Raw genomic sequence first — 17,882 nt, 5'->3', positions numbered from 1 at the left:
GTGATTCAATTACAATACGATTATTTTTTTAAGATGTACTTTTCCTGTCTGGTCGGTAATTCTAACCAATAGTGTTCCTCTCATTGGAGCAACATCTATCATCATAGTTTGCTGTTTGTTCCCAGAGATGGTTTTGTATTTATTGGTTTCAGTTTCTAAAATCTGAACGCTATAGATCTGAGAATTTAACGGAGCGATCACTTTAGTCATTGTAGTTCCAGTTAAAATAGATGGCACTACGTGCATCTCTCCTTTAGCATCTGGCACATCTCTCTTCACAGTTACTAAAGCAGTAGCACTGCCAATGTTTCCTGCTGCATCTGTTCCGCTTAAAGTAACCAAATATTCTCCAGGCTCATTAAAAGTATCTTTATCTAGACTAAGAGTAACTTCACTACAATTATCACTGCTTCCAGCATCAATATCTTCCGGAGAAATCACTACCGGCTCATTTTGAAACATACTCACTGTAATATCTTTAGTATTCATTTCTGGCGTAGTAACATCTTTAACAGTAATCCACTGCTCTTGAGTAGACGTATTACCACTTGCATCGGTAAATTCCCATAAGATCATATACTCACCTGCATCAGAATAAGACAAAGCATCGTTTGTAACAGCAGTAATAACTCCACTGCAATTATCAGTAGCCGTTGGAACTTCTATATTCTCAATAGAACACTCTACTACTACATCAGATAATTCAGCTGCATCCGGTACCGGAGCAGTTTCATCTTTAATAGTAACTTTTTGAGTTTGAGTAGTCACATTTCCGCTTGCATCCTCAAAACTCCAAGTAATTGTAGTAAGTCCGCTAGCAGTGATAGGGAAAGTCACATTGTTTGTCACCTTCACTGCACCATTGCAATTATCTTTAGCGGTAGGAACTTGAACATCTGCTTGCTCTACACTACACTCTGCCGTGATATCTTCTAATATTGATATTGAAGGTACAGGCTTGATGTTATCTTCTACTGTTAGTGTTGAAGTGCTTGTAGCTACATTTCCGTTGTTATCGATAACAGTTAAAGTAACTGTATTCTCTCCAACTTCAGCACATGTGAAGCTATTTGGCGAAACGCTCATTGAAGCAATTCCACAAGCATCAGAAGATCCGTTATCTACATCTGCTGCAGTAATTGCGACCTTTCCGGTTTCGTCTAATTGAACCGTGATGTTTTTAGCAACTGCAATAGCAGCAAATTTATCTTCTACGATTACTATTGAAGTTGTGGTAGATTCATTTCCGTTTTTGTCAATAACAGTTAAAGTAACTGTATTCTCTCCAACCTCGGCACAAGTGAAGCTGTTTGGCGAAACGCTCATTGAAGCAATTCCACATGCATCAGAAGATCCATTGTCTACATCTGCTGCAGTAATTGCAACTTTTCCAGTCTCATCTAACTGAACAGTGATATCTTTTGCAACAGCAACTGCAGCAACTATATCTTCTACGGTTACTGTTGAGGTAGTTGTAGCTACATTTCCGTTTTTGTCAATAACCGTTAAAGTAACCGTGTTCTCTCCAACCTCAGCACATGTGAAGCTATTTGGCGAAACGCTCATTGAAGCAATTCCACAAGCATCCGAAGAACCATTATCAACATCTGCTGCAGTAATTGCAACTTTTCCAGTCTCATTTAACTGAACATTGATATCTTTTGCAACAGCAACTGCAGCAACTTTATCTTCAACGGTTACTGTTGACGTTGTTGTAGCTACATTTCCGTTAACATCGATAACAGTTAATGTAACAGTGTTTTCTCCAACCTCAGCACACGTGAAGCTATTTGGCGAAACGCTCATTGAAGCAATTCCACAAGCATCAGAAGAACCATTATCAACATCTGCTGCAGTAATTGCAACTTTTCCAGTCTCATCTAATTGAAGCGTAATGCTTTTTGCAACAGCAACTGCAGCAACTTTATCTTCTACTGTTACTGTTGAAGTAGTTGAAGATTCATTTCCGTTGTTATCAATCACCGTTAATGTGACAGTGTTTTCTCCAACCTCAGCACATGTGAAGCTATTTGGTGAAACGCTCATCGAGGCAATTCCACAAGCATCAGAAGATCCATTATCAACATCTGCAGCAGTAATTACAACATTTCCAGTCTCATCTAACTGAACAGTGATATCTTTTGCAACAGCAACTGCAGCAACTATATCTTCTACGGTAACTATTGAGGTGGTTGTAGCTACATTTCCGTTATTATCGACAACAGTTAAAGTAACTGTGTTCTCTCCAACATTAGCACAAGTGAAGCTGTTTGGCGAAACGCTCATTGAAGCAATTCCACAAGCATCAGAAGAACCATTATCAACATCTGCAGAAGTAATTGCAACATTTCCAGTATCATCTAATTGAACCGTGATGTCTTTTGCAGCTGCTATTGCAGCAACGTTGTCTTCTACTGTTACTGTTGACGTTGTGGTAGCTACATTTCCGTTGTTATCAATCACCGTTAATGTAACAGTGTTTTCTCCAACCTCAGCACACGTGAAGCTATTTGGCGAAACGCTCATTGAAGCAATTCCACAAGCATCAGAAGATCCATTTTCTACATCTGCAGCAGTAATTGCAACGTTTCCAGTTTCATCTAATTCAACCGTGATGTCTTTCGCAACTGCTATTGCAGCAACTTTATCTTCTACTGTTACTGTTGACGTTGTGGTAGCTACATTTCCGTTATTATCGATAACAGTTAAAGTAACAGTGTTCTCTCCAACATTAGCACAAGTGAAGTTGTTTGGCGAAACGCTCATTGAAGCAATTCCACAAGCATCCGAAGATCCGTTATCAACATCGGCAGCAGTGATTGCAACATTTCCTGTTTCATCTAATTGAACCGTGATGTCTTTTGCAATTGCTAATGCAGCAACTTTATCTTCTACTGTTACTGTTGAAGTAGTGGTAGATTCATTTCCGTTTTTGTCAATAACAGTTAAAGTAACTGAGTTCTCTCCAACCTCAGCACAAGTGAAACTGTTTGGTGAAACGCTCATTGAAGCAATTCCACAAGCATCAGAAGATCCGTTATCAACATCTTCAGCAGTAATTGCAACATTTCCAGTATCGTCTAATTGAACTGTGATGTCTTTTGCAACTGCTATTGCTGCAACTTTATCTTCAACTTTCACTATAGCAGTTTCTATCGAAACATTACCATTTACATCGGTTACAACCAACGTCACCGTATTATCACCAACATCGCTACATGTAAATGTTTGAGTGCTTTCTAAATTTTCATAACTAACTATAACATATAGCCTTTTGTATGTACCGCTGCAAGGATCTCCAAATACAGCATTGGTAGCAGGAATTGTAAAGCTATTTTTTCCTAAGGCATACCCCTCTAGAATAGATTTTGAATTTGTTGCATTACAAGTTCCAATTTCATAATTCCCAGCAGTACCTGTAGGAGTTCCATAGCTTGCAAATTCTACTGAAGTTACCACCTTATCTTGAGGTAGTGTGATAAATAAATCTTGACCTTCGTTTACTTCTGCATAAAGAGAGTTATCTCCTCCAAAATTAAGTGAAGAAATTGAGCAATTATCGGTTGAATTATCATCAATCTGTGAAGGCTCTATCGTTACACTTCCCGTTTCATCTAATTCTACGGTTATGTTTTTTGAAACAGCTTTAGGGCTCTCATTATCTGTAACTCTAACATCAAAACTATAAGTAGTTTTATTACCACTTGCGTCTGTTGCTTGAAAAGTATTTGTTGTAGTTCCTTCAGGAAAAACACTTCCAGAAGCAAGACCAGCAGTTTGAGTTGCCATGGATACTTCTAAAATATATTGTCTGCTATTTGTAGCAAGCATATCATTCCACTTACCTCCTAAATACAATTCAGCGTAGTCTTCATTCCCACTATTATTAGGTTCGCCAGCGTACCAATTTGTATAGGTAACAGCTTGCCCGTTTTCCCAAACATATTGACCTTCAACCTCTCTATCTGTAAGCCCGATCATCACATTATTAACAAGTACAACCTCAGCTAGAAATTGATTTTCAGAAGCATCATTTATTGCTACAACATAACCTCCATTAGATTTTGCATCTAAGAATGCACTTTCTGGATTGAACATCGAATTTGATAAATAATAGAACTTTCCGTTATATGATCCTAAAGCTGTGAAATTAGGCTTAACAGGCTGAGGAATCTCGCAATTATCTAAAGCAGTAATATCATAATCTACTACAGCACCACATATTGCAGTATCAGTATCAACCTCGATATCTTCAATACTAGTTATCACAGGTGCTATATTATCTTCCACTTTTACCGTAGCAAAACAGCTAGATTTAGCTCCATCACTATCTGTGATAGTTAATTCTACTTGTTTTTCCCCAAGATCTGAACAAGTAAATGTGTCTTTATCCAGAGATAAGGTAAATCCTTCTTTCTCATCGCTAGAACCACCATCTACATTTACTGCAGTAATCGTTACCTTTCCAGAAGCATCCAATTGAGCTGTAAACGCTTTACAAACTGCTACCGGAGCTTCATTGGTATTTTTAACTTTAGTATCTGTAACAGCAATCCCCTCATTTTCAGCTTCGTCGGTAAGTGTTACTGAAAGCATAATAGTTCCGTCTTCCAATCTGCTAAGGTCTATTCCAGTAATCTGGTCTGTTGCAGTTGAAATTGTTCCTGTGCCAGAAACATCTGTACCTCCATTTTCACTACTAAAAGTATAATTGTAAGTAGTTCCAACTTCAGCAGCTGCAAATGTAAAACTTACCGCTGTTTCGTTAGTGTCATCTATATCAGCCTGATCTATACTTACCGTATAACCTTTAGGTGCTTCTACATCTTTCACAACAACATCAAAACTACACGTAGATTTGTTTCCTGAAGCATCGGTTACTTCAAATGTGTTGGTAGTAGTTCCTATAGGAAATTCACTTCCGCTTGAGAGACCAGCAGTTTGAGTTGCCATGGTTACTTCTAAAATATATTGTCTGATATCTGTTCCAAGCATATCATTCCACTTACCGCCTCCATATAATTCGGTGTAGTCTTCATTTCCACTATTATTAGGTTCGTTAGGATTCCAATTTGTATAGGTTAGAGCTTCTCCATTTTCCCAAACAAACTTACCTTCCACCTCTAAATCTGTAAGCCCAATCAATACATTATTTATACTTACAGCATCGTCTAGGAACTTGTTTTCAGCAGCATTATTAATAGAAACAATATTTCCACCATTTAGATCTGCATGAGTAAAAGCATCTCCCGGTAAGAAGCTAGCATTAGATAAATAATAAAATTTACCTTCAAACGATCCTAAAGTCGTAAAATCTGTTTTTTCAGGTTGTGGAATTTCACAATTATCTGATACCAGCACATTATATGTTGCAACAGCGAAATCTATACCTGGATCATTATCTAATTCCATATTTCCAGGACAGGTAATTGTTGGAGCAGTTTTATCTTCTACATTAACAACTACATCTATACTCGAATTGTTACCCTTTTCATCTGTCGCTATATATTGGATGGTATTAGCTCCAATATTTGAACAATCAAAATCTGTCTGGCTCAAACTATAAGTTACCGAACCACAATTATCTAAAGCAGTTATATTAAAATCTGATGCAGAAATACTTGTACTTCCATTTTCATCTAACTCAATAGTGATTTCAGTTTTAACTTCTGATTCTGCTGGTGAAAGATCACCTCTTACCCATACTCTATGGATAGTGCTATTATTAAAATTATTAGGATATCCATCAACTTCCCAACGTATTCCATCTCCTTTAATACCCCAATGAGCTTGAGCTTGTCTCCAAAAAGGAAAATTAGTGAGAGCTAAATCACCTTGATCACTATATACGTCGGGTGCATTTGCTGGAATAGTCGCAGAATGATTTCCAAGCAATGTATAATTTGCGGTATTATTAATACCTGCAAATGAACCTGTTCCTGTTTTAATATAATTTATTGCTGCAGAGTATTTAGTAGTAAAATTAACGATACCGCTAGTAGTAAGAGATGTTTGTCCATAAAAACGCACCTCTTCAAAATCTAAAGCTGCTGCTAAAGTATTACCAAAGTGACCCCAAGTTGAGCTAGCTGCTTCATTATCACCAAGAGTAGAACTTCCCAATAAAGGTAGGTTTGAATTTCTAACATTTAGGTTTGGATTGGTTCCGCCTTGATGCACGTAATTCAATATCATTAACCATCCTCCTCCGGCAGTATCATTATCTAAGACTCCTTGAAAAGTACTATTGTTGAATTTAAAATAATAGGTTCCACTAGCAACCTTCCCAACCACTTCTGATTGTAAAGTAATAAAAGGATTATCTATAGAACCATCGCCATATAAATTGAAAGCTGGTGGTTCCAAATCAGAAACATTTACCTTAAAAGTCTGGGTCGTAGTATAATTATTAGGATATCCTGTATTATCTGTTGCTTTAACTGTAACAATTGTACTCCCAATAGGAAAACTGTATGAAGCAGGATCAATAGCAGATCCAGAGACTGAATAAATTACACTTGGATCACTATCACAATTATCTGTAATTGTTACATTACTGAATGATCCAGCTGAATATGTACAGCTTTTCTGATTTACAGAGACATCAAGATCATTTGCATTTACAATAGGTGCAGACTTATCATAAAAAGTTTGTGTAATAGAGTAACCGTATAATCCTGGACATTCTGGAGTCGTTTCTGAAGGTGGTGCTCCTACAAAGCTTATTGTTACGGTTTCATTACATTTACTTGGATAAAAATCATAATATACCCAATCGCCATAACCATTAGCACTTCCACATTGAAATCTATTATTTACAGCGCCTTGAACGTCTAGATTGGAAAAATCTGTATTATTATAATATCCAGAAGCTGCTATATTTTCCTGACCATTACCTTGATCTACTACGATGTAATAACTCATCATAGTATTTGCATTAACATCTCCATGCCAATGTTCTAACCAAAAGCGTATCGTACCATCATCACGGAGTTCCCAAAATGTTTGTACAGCATGCGCATAACTTGCTAAACTCATTAGCAAGAATGCTGTTAATAGTATTATTCTTTTCATATATAAATTAATTGATTGTATTAAGTTTTGTAGAATTAAAAACTATTTTGGAAGAAGATTGTATTTATTTAATAATTAATAGATCCTGATCGATTTTACCATCTACTTTAGCGAATTGAATATAGCTGTATATTACTTCTATAATTGCATGAAGAACTTTTGTTGTTGAAGATGACAAAAGTATTTTGGCAATGGAAGCCATTCCTGTGAGGCATAAGCGGATTAAAGAAATGAATTTTAAAAAGTAGTTTTGTTTCATAAAGATTGGATTATATATTCGGTAGTTTTAAAATATTAGTATTGAGAATGAAAAAAGCCTCTCATGAAAAGAAATCTTTTTCGAGTGGTTCTTTGCTTTATTAGACAAAACAACAGAAAACTTATTATTAATATCCATTGAGAAATAGGGACAAATTTTTAGATAAAATAAAGCCGAGATAGCCAAGTTATATCTTAGCTAATTTTCCTTTACACCAAGTGAACTGTTAAATTATTTAACGTTCTATTAAATAGTTGTTAATGAAATCCCAAAGATATCAGAATTAAACTATTAAGAAGAGGGGGAAAACACCCTTATAAATCGACTAAAAACAAAAATAATAGCTAAAACGCTCATAACTAACATTTTATCTTAAACTAGTTATGATTGAGAAATCGATAAAACGCAGATATAATCGTTAAAACACACGATTAAAAGCAAAAAAACCCGATAATCTTCTGATTATCGGGTTTTTAAATCTATTTTCAAATAGAAATTACAGTCTATTTATTATATCCGAAACGTTTTAACTGTTTAGAATCATTTCTCCAGTTCTTATTAACTTTTACATATAGCTCTAAATGCACTTGCTTCCCAAAGAATTTTTCCAAGTCTTTTCTTGCTTCTACCCCTACTCTTTTTAGTGCAGCTCCTTTATGACCGATGATAATCCCTTTTTGGGTCTCACGTTCTACCATAATTATACTTCGCATTCTGATGATCTCAGGATCTTCAAAAAATTCTTCGGTGTCGATTTCTACAGAATATGGAATTTCTTTTTTATAATGCATTAAGATCTTTTCACGAATGATCTCGTTTACAAAAAATCGTTCTGGCTTGTCTGTTAAGGTATCTTTTGGATAATATGCAGGAGATTCAGGAATAAGTTCTACTACTCTATTAAATACTTCTGAAACATTGAATCCCTGAAGTGCAGAAATAGGATAGATCTCTGCATTAGGTACTTTTTCTGTCCAGTATTGAACTTGTGATTCTAGTTGTTCCTGATTAGAAACATCTATCTTATTCAATAATAAAAGCACCGGAATTTTAGCATGGATGATCTTATTAAAAAACGCTTCATCTTTAAGAGCTTGTTCTCCAATCTCCACCATATAAACAAGCACATCGGCATCTTCAAAAGCAGATTTTACAAAATCCATCATAGATTGTTGCAAATCATACGCAGGTTTAATAATACCCGGAGTATCACTTAATATCACTTGAAAATCCTCCCCATTCACAATTCCTAAGATTCTGTGACGCGTAGTTTGCGCTTTTGAAGTAATAATAGAAAGTCTTTCTCCAACAAAAGCATTCATCAAAGTAGATTTTCCTACGTTAGGGTTTCCAATAATATTTACAAATCCTGCCTTATGTGCCATAATAAATCATTTTTGCAAAGATATTTTATTTAGTATGGGCTTCCTAACTTTTTCTGATTTTCTCAAATTGAAAGATGCAGAACTTGATCCAATTGATTTTCATGTATTTGGAGAAGCAATAAGAATGTATGAATGTATTACAATGTTAATCAACAAATTAAACGCTTGCTTAGTGGTTTCAAAATAAAAATTCTATTTTTGCACGCTCTTATGAAACAGGCAAAGCATTTAATATCATCTCCCATTACCCCACCCTAAATGGGAGATGAAAACTTTTCTTTAATGTAGAGGCATTGCCACTACTCATCTTTTATCACTACACCCCCAATATTTTAATCAGAATTTTATGAAGCAGGTTATCAATTTATTTGATTTTTCTCAAAAGGTAAATTATAAGACCGAAGTTTTAGCAGGTTTAACGGTGGCTATGACCATGATACCTGAGTCCTTATCGTTTGCTATTCTAGCAGGTTTCCCTCCATTAATGGGATTATATGCGTCTTTTATAGCTGGTTTAGTAACTGCCATTTTTGGAGGTAGACCAGGAATGATCTCTGGTGGAGCCGGTGCTACAGTTATAGTATTGATCGCCTTGATGAATTCAGACGGACTAGAGTATGTACTTGCTGCAGTGGCTTTAGCTGGAGTATTTCAATTATTAATAGGAATATTTAAACTAGGTAAATTTATACGGTTAGTTCCGCACCCTGTAATGTTCGGATTTGTAAATGGACTGGCTATAATCATTTTTATGTCTCAATTAGAGCAATTTAAAACAGTTGTAAATGGAGATGTTACTTGGTTGTCTGGAACTGCACTTTACATTATGGCAGGTTTGGTTGGCTTAACAATTGCTATAGTAGTGTTATTACCTATTATTACCAAAGCGGTTCCATCTTCTTTAGTTGCTATTATAGTAGTGTTTGTTTTGGTTTATTTCTTAGGAATAGATACTAAAACGGTAAAAGATATCGCCTCTGTAAGTGGTGGATTTCCACCTTTTCATATTCCCAACATTCCATTGAACTGGGAAACATTGAAGTTGATAGCTCCGTACTCCATGATAATGGCTGCGGTAGGTTTAACTGAAGGCTTATTAACCTTAAACCTGGTTGATGAAATTACTGAAACTAAAGGAAATGGAAATAGAGAATGCATTGCTCAGGGAGGTTCTAACATTTTAAATGGTTTTTTCTTCGGAATGGGTGGTTGCCCAATGATCGCTCAAACCTTAGTAAACCTATCTGCAGGATCTAGAGCGCGTTTATCTGGAATTATCGCATCCTTAACCATACTTGTAATAATCTTATTTGGAGCACCGGTAATAGAAAAATTACCAATGGCTGCTTTGGTGGGAGTAATGATCATGGTTGCCATAGGTACTTTTGAATGGGTAAGTTTAAAGATATTTAACAAGGTTCCTAAAAAGGATATTTTTTTGGTAATTATAGTAGCTGCCATAACTGTAATCTTACATAATCTGGCATTAGCTGTACTAGTAGGTGTAATACTTTCTGCATTGTTCTTTGCCTGGGAGAGTGCTAAAAGAATTAGAGCTAGAAAATTTATTGATAAAGATGGTGTGAAACATTACGAAATATACGGACCGTTATTTTTTGCCTCTACTACAAACTTTGCAGAGAAATTTGATGTAGCTAATGATCCAGATGTAATAATTATAGATTTTAAAGACAGTCGTGTTTCTGATATGTCTGCTATAGAAGCGCTAAACGTATTAACACAACGCTATCAAAAAGTGGGTAAAAAAGTTCATTTAAGACACCTTAGTAAAGACTGTAGAAGATTACTGAGCAATGCGAATGATATTATAGATGTAAATATCTTAGAAGATCCTACTTACAAAGTAGTTGTAGATGAAAATTAAATTAGCAAGGCCATTCAATAAGGAATGGCCTTTTTAATTACTAGCCTTCAAGCCCCTTAGTCTAACTTTCTTTAAATCTTTTTTTAAGATATTTCTCAATATATAAATCTTAAGAACTCGAGTCTTTTCTTGTGGGCTTTCTAAATTCTTCAGCCATTAAATTCTCTTTAATTTTATAGATTTCTTTTCCAACTAATTGAAATTAGCTATTTGCACAAAGAATTACTGTACCCTCTAACCATTGTAACTTAATTCGATCGATCGCGAGCATCAAATTAGATTCTTCAAAATTAGTGAATTGTATAGCAGCCCATTTTTTAGACACATCATTATGATAAAGTTGGTACTGATATAATTTTATCTTCTTAAATTTAAACCAACTAAGAATTATAGCTATGCCATATCGTATAAAAGGAGATAAAGAATTTGAACAAACGCTCTCTATTCAGAACAAAGTGATGAGAATCAATATGAATGAGAATATCTACGGAACCTTTGCTGAAATTGGCGCTGGACAAGAAACTGTTCGAAATTTTTTTAGAGTTGGAGATGCTTCAAGCACTATTGCAAAGACAATGAGTGCTTATGACAAGGATTTTAGCGATGCTATTTATGGTATTGAAGAAGATGGTAGGTATGTAACAGAAACTCGTCTTAAAAGCATGATGGCTTATGAAACCGGGCTAATTGAAGAACGAGTTTCTAGAGAGAAGCATCCAGATAAGCTTTTTTTTAGTTATGCTAACACCGTAGCCACCATAGATTTTGCAAAAAAATATAAAGGTCATGGCTGGCTAGGAATTAGATTTCAAACCAAACCCAAAGAAGAATATAGTGAGATAATCATCCATATACAATTTCACGAGACCAATGCTGCCTTACAACAGATTACCTTGGGAACTATGGGAGTCAATCTTATTTATGGTGCTTACTATTTTCATGACAATCCAAAAGAATTACTGCTTCATCTTTATGATCATATTTCCAAAGACAGAATAGAAATAGACACTATTAATTTTACAGGACCTGTTTTTGAAGAAGTAGACAACAGACTTATGAGTTTAGTCCTCGTAAAAAATGGGATGACAGATGCGGTAATGTTCGCGCCAGATGGTACCAATATTCTACCCGCCAATGCCCTTTATAAAAAGAATATCCTTACACTTAGAGGTAGTTTTAGACCTGTGACTAAAGTGAATATGAGCATGTACGAGAAATCATTAAAGATGTTTCTCAATGAAAAGAAGGTGGAAGAAGAAAATACCATCGTTATTTTTGAGATTACCCTCTCAAATCTTAGAGCTGAAGGGGAGATAGATGAAAAAGATTTTATGGATAGAGCCATTTTATTATGCTCTTTGGGTCAAACCGTGATGATCTCTAATTTTCAGGAATATTATAAAGTGGTAGAATACTTTGCACAATATACCAAAGAACGAATGGGATTAACCATGGGGGTGAAAACCTTTCTCGATATTTTTGATGATAGCTACTATAGACAGTTAAGCGGTGGAATTCTAGAGGCGTTTGGTAAATTGTTCTTTAAAAGCTTGAAGATCTACCTGTATCCTCTTAAAGATAAAGAAACAGGAGAGATCACTACGAGTGAAAATTTAAAACTTCACCCTAGAATGAAGGAGCTTTATAAATATTTCAAACAGAACGGAAGGGTGGTAGATATTGTAGATTATGACCCAGAAACTTTAGATATAGACGCTCGCGAAGTGTATCATAAAATTATTAACGGAGAAGCTGGATGGGAAGATAAATTACCTCAAAACACAGCTCAATTAATACAAGATAGACATCTGTTTCAGGAAAAAAGCGATCTGTAAATTATATTTCAGTTCTAATTTTTTTTTAAAGCAAACGCACAAATTATCAATCAATTGGCTAATATTCTGGAATATGATTTTAATCATTATTTCAGAATATTCTTCCTCGTATCTTTATTTTAAAATAAAGATGATGCGAAAAATATTGATCCCTGTAGATTTCTCTAATATCTCTAGGAATGCTGTGAAATATGCAGTTGAGATTGGAAAACGCTTAAATGCAGAACTCGTTCTTATACATCTTATTTCCACTCCAATTTCATGGAAAGAAATTTCTCTAAAGAATGAAGATCTTTACCCTGAAGTAAGATCACAACTAAATTCTGCAAAAGACACATTGAATAGAATGGTAATGGATATTACCAAGAGTGGTATAGATGCCAGCTACTCTCTTATTTATGATTCTGAAATTGGAGAATTGCACAAATATATAAATGCAGATATCTATCAACTAATTGTGATGGGTACTAACGGGGAAGTGGGAATGGAACAAATTTTTGGGTCCAACACTTTCAATACCCTTAAGCATTCTAGCATTCCTGTATTAGCGGTAAGAGAAAATAATGATTGTAGATTGCTGAATGAAATTATTATTGCTTCAGATTTTCAAGAAGATAGTAAACCCACTTTTGACCTATTATTTAAATTTGCACTGTCTATAAAACTTAGAGTAAAACTTCTCTATATAAACGTTCCTTATAACTTTAAAGAAACTCCGGAGATAGAATTATCTATTCAAAAATTTATGGAAAATAAAGTTGTAGATAGGGTAGAAACTTTTATTGTTGATGCTTTAAATGAGAAACGTGGAATTGCAATATATCTAGCTAAGGAAAAGCCAGATCTAATTGCTACAATAACCCATGGAAGATCTGTAATTAATAATCTTTTTAGCCCTAGTATTACGGAAAGCTTGCTAAGTACCTTTAACTATCCGGTTCTTAGTATTAACATGAATCCTAAATCTTAGGTTTCTATAATTAATTTCAATTATTAAAATAGGCGCTACTAAAACTCTGAATTATACCTAAAATATTTTGCTAATGTCTCATTCCTACGCAGGCGCATCTAGTTTTGTGATCTCCACTAATGCAGAACCTTTTACAAGAATGTCTAAGTAAAAATGTACCTCATCCATAGTAAGATTTGAAACTCTTAACGTACTTAGTGCCCCTAACAAATATATTCCATCTCGTGCCTCTAACTTGTTTCTTAATTTTTCATTAAGCTCTAAAAGTTGCTTTTCTATTAACGGCTGAATTTTAAAATTCATTTTGCTCTTAACTTTAGAGTACAATACGTTATTAGCAACTGTTTGAATAAATTTATCTACTAACCAATTGTCTGTTTCCCCATCAATCTTATAATCCTGAATAAACATTTGTTGCTCTTCTTCAGAAAATCCGAGAGATAAGTAAACTCTAAGATCTAATTCTTTATTTTTAAAAAATGTAGTAAGCGTTCTTAATTTAAGATCTAACGCCAGGTCAAAATTTGGGTCTTCACTCTTACTTAAATGAATATCTAATACCTCTGCATAATGAGTAACCTCCCCATCTTTTTCAGACTTGATATTTTCACCGATCATTTTAGTTTGAATAAGCTTTTCTACAGCTTTGGCTTCTATTCTAATTGGTAATTTAATTTCAATATTATCGTCAAAAGAATTTTCCATGGTTTGGGTTTGAATTTTAAACAGCTTTTAAAATTACAGTTTTAAAACTGAAATAAAATAACTGCATAATTAGATTGGCTAATTATTAACAGAAATACGCGCACTCATACAGTAATTAGAATCCTTTAAAACCTCCATTTACATCTATAACTTTAATGTAGAGATTTACTACCCCTCTCCTAGTTATAATTCTCACGCAAGAGATAATACCTGCATCTCTATTAATTTTCAAATCTACCCCCATCTATCAAAGAAATTAAAAACTTTTCACTTAGCAAACTCGCTGAGTCATCTTTATTACGTCCATTTAGCGTTGTTGATAATACTAAAAGGATCAGACTTAATTTAAATAGATTTTTCATTATTACATTATTTTATTAAAGACAAGGGTACCATAAACAAGAATGAAATTGAAGTATAAAAATCTCATTTTATTCTAATTATATGTTATTTATAAAATCTTTGAAACTATTTCTATTAGTAAATAGGTAGCAAAACACTGCCGCTTAAGCTTATTAAATCATTTCTAAATGTATATAAAACTTTACTTTTTGTAAAAACTACTTGTCTATTTAAAATATTCAACTACATTTGTAAAACAAACTTTACAAAACATATATTATGAAACAAGAAGAAACATCAATTCGAGACTGTTCTAAAAAAGGTATTCCGCAACTGGCCATTTGGACCTTTGCTTGGGTAGCATCTATGGCACTGGCTAGTTTAGGACCGTTATTTTTATGGGAGGATAATTCTATCTTAACACTTTTGGCTATCGGTTTAAATGTAATACTGGGAATAGTAATGATCTTAGTAAACAGAAATTATTTTGAGCATTTAGATGAATTGCAGCGTAAAATTCAGCTAGAAGCAATGGCAATAACATTAGGGTTGGCGGTAGTCTTAGGTTTGGCTTATTCCTTATTAGATCAATCTAACATCATTAACTATGATGCAGACATCTCTCATCTTGTGATCCTTATTGGAATTACATACCTAGTAGCAACCTTTCTTGGAACTAGAAGATATCAATGAAAAATTGCATAAAAATACTTCGAGCAGAATATAACTTTACACAAGCAGATCTCGCTGATAAAGTGCAGGTATCCAGGCAAACCATTAATGCCATAGAAAAAGGGAAATTTGACCCAAGTTTACCGTTGGCCTTTAAGATCTCAAATCTTTTTAAAAAGTCTATAGAAGAGATATTTCAAATGGAATGATAAATAGCATATTATACAATTATTAGATCTTAGGGATGGTTCTATACTAGAAATTAATGAATAGTTAAGAAAGAACAATTCCTATTTAGTTTACTTAAAAACTTAATCTTCCACCAATTCCATTACCGGTAAATGTTAAGGTAAGTGATGTTCTACTAGCGCTATCATTAAATTTTTCGTTGTATTTTCTATCCAAATAGAAATCTATAGCTTCAACCACAAAATAGCTCATAGCCCAACTCAAAATAACATCACTTGCCCAGTGGGCATCTGCATAGATCCTAGAAATTCCGGGAACTAATCCTACAGCATAGATACCTGCTTTTACATATGGATTTTTAAATTGTTTAGCAATAACATGAGCATTGGTAAAAGTTAATACTCCATGGCCCGATGGAAAAGATCTGTAGTCTGCACTGCCTCCAAAAGGTTTAAAATGATTTTTACCGTAACCTGTTTTTGGTCGAGCTCTACCTACGGCAGATTTGGAAACTTGCTGAATAAAACCTGTGGCAGTTGCAGAAGAGATTAACAAAACACCCATTCTTCGCCACTTCTCATTTCTAGTAAACAGCCCGGTAAGATATACCGCACCTGTGAAACCGTAATTATTTTGAGGACTACCTGCATACCAGCCATAATCTAAAAGAACATCTGGTACCTCATCTTTATGATTTTGAGCTTCTCGCTGAATGTTGTCATCAAAAATATACATAAGCCCCGTTCCAGCTGCAACCCCTCCCAACTTTACAAAATCATCCCCATTCCAATGCAAAGGTCTTGTAAAAGCAAAACCAGCACCCTGAAAAACATTCCCCATGTCATACGTGAAATCTTGCCATAAGGTAGCATCAGAACGATCTGGAAGAAAATTGTCATTTTGTGCAATCGCCAAATTACTTAAAAAAAGAAGAGATAAAAATAGAAGCTTTCTCATAATGATGGTGTAGGGATTCTACAATAAATTTAATAGCTAAACTGCTTTTTCAAAACTAAAAGTTCAGATTTTTTTAAAGTCAGCAAATATACGCAGATTAGAATTATCATTAATTATAACAACCTGCTTTTAAGGAAATGTGTTCTAATGGCAGTTCGATAATTTGAATTATTGACGTATTAAATTAACCCAGATCTTTTTTGATCTTGTTGATAGATCTTTCCCATTTCCTGTAAAGCTCAATGGGTTTAGGATAATTTGTAATATCATATTCCCAAGGAATTAGCACTTGTAAATTATTAAGATCTGATAACTCCGGAATCCAGGTTCTTATAAATTCCTGTGCCTTGTATTTATTTGATTGGTTAACAGGATTGGTATAGTAGATCTCATATGCCTGCACATGCCAATTCAACCAATTTGCACTTACATAATAATCTATAAGCTTACTTTCAAAATAAGCCGCTCCCCAGGTCCAATCTATTTTAAGATCGTGTACTAAATAACTTGCGCAATTTACACGTCCACGATTGCTCATAAATCCAACTTTATTCAATTGTCTCATATGCGCATCTATAAAAGGAATTCCTGTGTTTCCATCACACCATCTGTTAAAGATGGTCTCATTATTTTCAAAAGCTACGTCCTTATTTTTAAACCCCTCCGTTTTAAAGATCTTATCTCCAAATCGCATTCCTTTAAACGTAAAATAATCTCTCCATACCAGTTCAAAAACCAACCACCAGGTGCTTTGATTTTTCTTTATGCGTTCTTCATATTTTTTAACTACCCAATAAATCTCTCTAGGAGATATACATCCTAAGGCTAAATAAGGCGAAAACTTAGAGCTATAATCTAAGCCTTCAGATCTATTTCTTGTCCACCTGTAGCCTGTCAACAATTCAGATTCAAACGTATAATAATGTAGCCTTTCTAAACCTGCATCTTCTCCACCTTCTACAAAAGGAATAGCATTATTATACTCCTCTTCAGAAAATCCGAATAATTTATAAGATGGGAAATTGGTATTTTTTACGTTTGCAACTGCATTTAAAGCGGTTGGAGTTTTAAAGACCACTCTAGGGGTACTTTCTTTAGAGGCTGGAATTCTATATGCTTTACTGGTTAAAGGTATATTCTCTATCTCAAAAGGGATATCGTCTTTATGGTATAAAGTTTTACCCCAATAAAATTGAAAATCTATTTTTGGAAGTTGATCTTGTACATCAACAACTATTTTCAACTCTTCCGAAGCATATTCTTCCTCTCCAAAAATAAAATTGATGTTATACTCATTAACTATTTTAGGAATTTGCTCTGCAGCAATACCTGAACAAATGATTAGGGGTGCTCCAAGAAATTCTAAATTCTTTTTCAACGTTAAAACAGATTGTTCTAAAAATTTAAATCTATTGATATCTGCTTTTCTAAAGCCAAGATCTAAATTTTGAAATAGATCTTGCTCCACACAAAAACAGAACACTAGCTCATCGCATTGTGAAATTGCCTGGCACAAAGATTCATTATCATGCAATCTTAGATCATTTTTAAACCATACCAAACCTCTTTTCATAGACGTTTCAATTTGAGCTTTTAGTAGTAATTACAA

12 protein-coding genes are annotated in these 17,882 nt (G+C 34.4%); 5 read left to right on the top strand and 7 right to left on the bottom strand.

What is annotated here, in order from left to right:
* Positions 1–9 precede the first annotated feature (9 nt).
* From P163_RS06720 to era, 3 genes are all read right to left on the bottom strand, one after another.
* Complete coding sequence (locus P163_RS06720; protein ID WP_034888919.1) at positions 10–7,074, bottom strand: HYR domain-containing protein; 7,065 nt, start codon at positions 7,072–7,074, stop codon at positions 10–12.
* Positions 7,075–7,138: 64 nt separating this feature from the next.
* Positions 7,139–7,333, bottom strand: a complete 195-nt coding sequence (locus P163_RS06715; RefSeq protein WP_034888917.1) for a hypothetical protein — start codon at positions 7,331–7,333, stop codon at positions 7,139–7,141.
* A 503-nt stretch (positions 7,334–7,836) separates the two neighbouring features.
* Positions 7,837–8,718 carry a GTPase Era gene (gene era, locus P163_RS06710; protein ID WP_034888915.1) on the bottom strand — a complete coding sequence of 294 codons (882 nt, stop codon included), beginning with the start codon at positions 8,716–8,718 and terminating at the stop codon, positions 7,837–7,839.
* 346 nt (positions 8,719–9,064) lie between these two features.
* Here era and P163_RS06705 point away from each other — a divergent pair, with 346 nt between their 5' ends.
* From P163_RS06705 to P163_RS06695, 3 genes are all read left to right on the top strand, one after another.
* Entirely contained in the window at positions 9,065–10,603 is a 1,539-nt protein-coding gene (locus tag P163_RS06705; RefSeq protein ID WP_034888913.1) for a SulP family inorganic anion transporter, read from the top strand.
* A 395-nt stretch (positions 10,604–10,998) separates the two neighbouring features.
* Complete coding sequence (locus tag P163_RS06700; RefSeq protein WP_034888911.1) at positions 10,999–12,438, top strand: hypothetical protein; 1,440 nt, start codon at positions 10,999–11,001, stop codon at positions 12,436–12,438.
* Between the two features lie 73 nt (positions 12,439–12,511).
* Positions 12,512–13,408, top strand: a complete 897-nt coding sequence (locus P163_RS06695) for a universal stress protein (protein WP_081891307.1) — start codon at positions 12,512–12,514, stop codon at positions 13,406–13,408.
* An 84-nt stretch (positions 13,409–13,492) separates the two neighbouring features.
* Here P163_RS06695 and P163_RS06690 read toward each other — a convergent pair whose 3' ends face one another.
* The gene (locus tag P163_RS06690; RefSeq protein WP_034888907.1) at positions 13,493–14,113 is read right to left on the bottom strand and encodes a DUF4403 family protein; all 621 of its coding nucleotides are present in this window, start codon (positions 14,111–14,113) and stop codon (positions 13,493–13,495) included.
* A 221-nt stretch (positions 14,114–14,334) separates the two neighbouring features.
* A complete protein-coding gene (locus P163_RS18280; protein ID WP_156100667.1) occupies positions 14,335–14,475 on the bottom strand; it encodes a hypothetical protein in 141 nt (46 codons plus the stop codon).
* A 259-nt stretch (positions 14,476–14,734) separates the two neighbouring features.
* Here P163_RS18280 and P163_RS06685 point away from each other — a divergent pair, with 259 nt between their 5' ends.
* The gene (locus tag P163_RS06685; protein WP_051931174.1) at positions 14,735–15,148 is read left to right on the top strand and encodes a hypothetical protein; all 414 of its coding nucleotides are present in this window, start codon (positions 14,735–14,737) and stop codon (positions 15,146–15,148) included.
* Positions 15,145–15,336 carry a helix-turn-helix transcriptional regulator gene (locus P163_RS06680; RefSeq protein ID WP_034888905.1) on the top strand — a complete coding sequence of 64 codons (192 nt, stop codon included), beginning with the start codon at positions 15,145–15,147 and terminating at the stop codon, positions 15,334–15,336. Before P163_RS06685 ends, P163_RS06680 begins: the two co-directional genes overlap by 4 nt.
* A gap of 94 nt (positions 15,337–15,430) precedes the next feature.
* Here the strand turns inward: P163_RS06680 and P163_RS06675 are convergent, their stop codons facing one another.
* A complete protein-coding gene (locus P163_RS06675) occupies positions 15,431–16,273 on the bottom strand; it encodes a phosphatase PAP2 family protein (RefSeq protein ID WP_034888903.1) in 843 nt (280 codons plus the stop codon).
* 184 nt (positions 16,274–16,457) lie between these two features.
* Positions 16,458–17,846 carry a DASH family cryptochrome gene (locus P163_RS06670; protein WP_034888901.1) on the bottom strand — a complete coding sequence of 463 codons (1,389 nt, stop codon included), beginning with the start codon at positions 17,844–17,846 and terminating at the stop codon, positions 16,458–16,460.
* Positions 17,847–17,882: the final 36 nt, after the last annotated feature.

It is taken from the genome of Gillisia sp. Hel_I_29 (genome assembly GCF_000744275.1).
In the GTDB taxonomy this organism is placed as follows: Bacteria; Bacteroidota; Bacteroidia; order Flavobacteriales; family Flavobacteriaceae; genus Gillisia.
This window is presented reverse-complemented; position numbering and strand designations above follow the sequence as displayed.

What these genes read in the sequence shown, in the direction of transcription:
- P163_RS06680 (WP_034888905.1), top strand. Translation starts at nt 15,145, where the DNA reads ATGAAAAATTGCATAAAAATACTTCGAGCAGAATATAACTTTACACAA.
- P163_RS06715 (WP_034888917.1), bottom strand. Translation starts at nt 7,333, where the DNA reads ATGAAACAAAACTACTTTTTAAAATTCATTTCTTTAATCCGCTTATGC.
- P163_RS06705 (WP_034888913.1), top strand. Translation starts at nt 9,065, where the DNA reads ATGAAGCAGGTTATCAATTTATTTGATTTTTCTCAAAAGGTAAATTAT.
- P163_RS06670 (WP_034888901.1), bottom strand. Translation starts at nt 17,846, where the DNA reads ATGAAAAGAGGTTTGGTATGGTTTAAAAATGATCTAAGATTGCATGAT.
- P163_RS06720 (WP_034888919.1), bottom strand. Translation starts at nt 7,074, where the DNA reads ATGAAAAGAATAATACTATTAACAGCATTCTTGCTAATGAGTTTAGCA.
- P163_RS18280 (WP_156100667.1), bottom strand. Translation starts at nt 14,475, where the DNA reads ATGAAAAATCTATTTAAATTAAGTCTGATCCTTTTAGTATTATCAACA.
- P163_RS06700 (WP_034888911.1), top strand. Translation starts at nt 10,999, where the DNA reads ATGCCATATCGTATAAAAGGAGATAAAGAATTTGAACAAACGCTCTCT.
- era (WP_034888915.1), bottom strand. Translation starts at nt 8,718, where the DNA reads ATGGCACATAAGGCAGGATTTGTAAATATTATTGGAAACCCTAACGTA.
- P163_RS06690 (WP_034888907.1), bottom strand. Translation starts at nt 14,113, where the DNA reads ATGGAAAATTCTTTTGACGATAATATTGAAATTAAATTACCAATTAGA.
- P163_RS06685 (WP_051931174.1), top strand. Translation starts at nt 14,735, where the DNA reads ATGAAACAAGAAGAAACATCAATTCGAGACTGTTCTAAAAAAGGTATT.
- P163_RS06675 (WP_034888903.1), bottom strand. Translation starts at nt 16,273, where the DNA reads ATGAGAAAGCTTCTATTTTTATCTCTTCTTTTTTTAAGTAATTTGGCG.
- P163_RS06695 (WP_081891307.1), top strand. Translation starts at nt 12,512, where the DNA reads ATGATTTTAATCATTATTTCAGAATATTCTTCCTCGTATCTTTATTTT.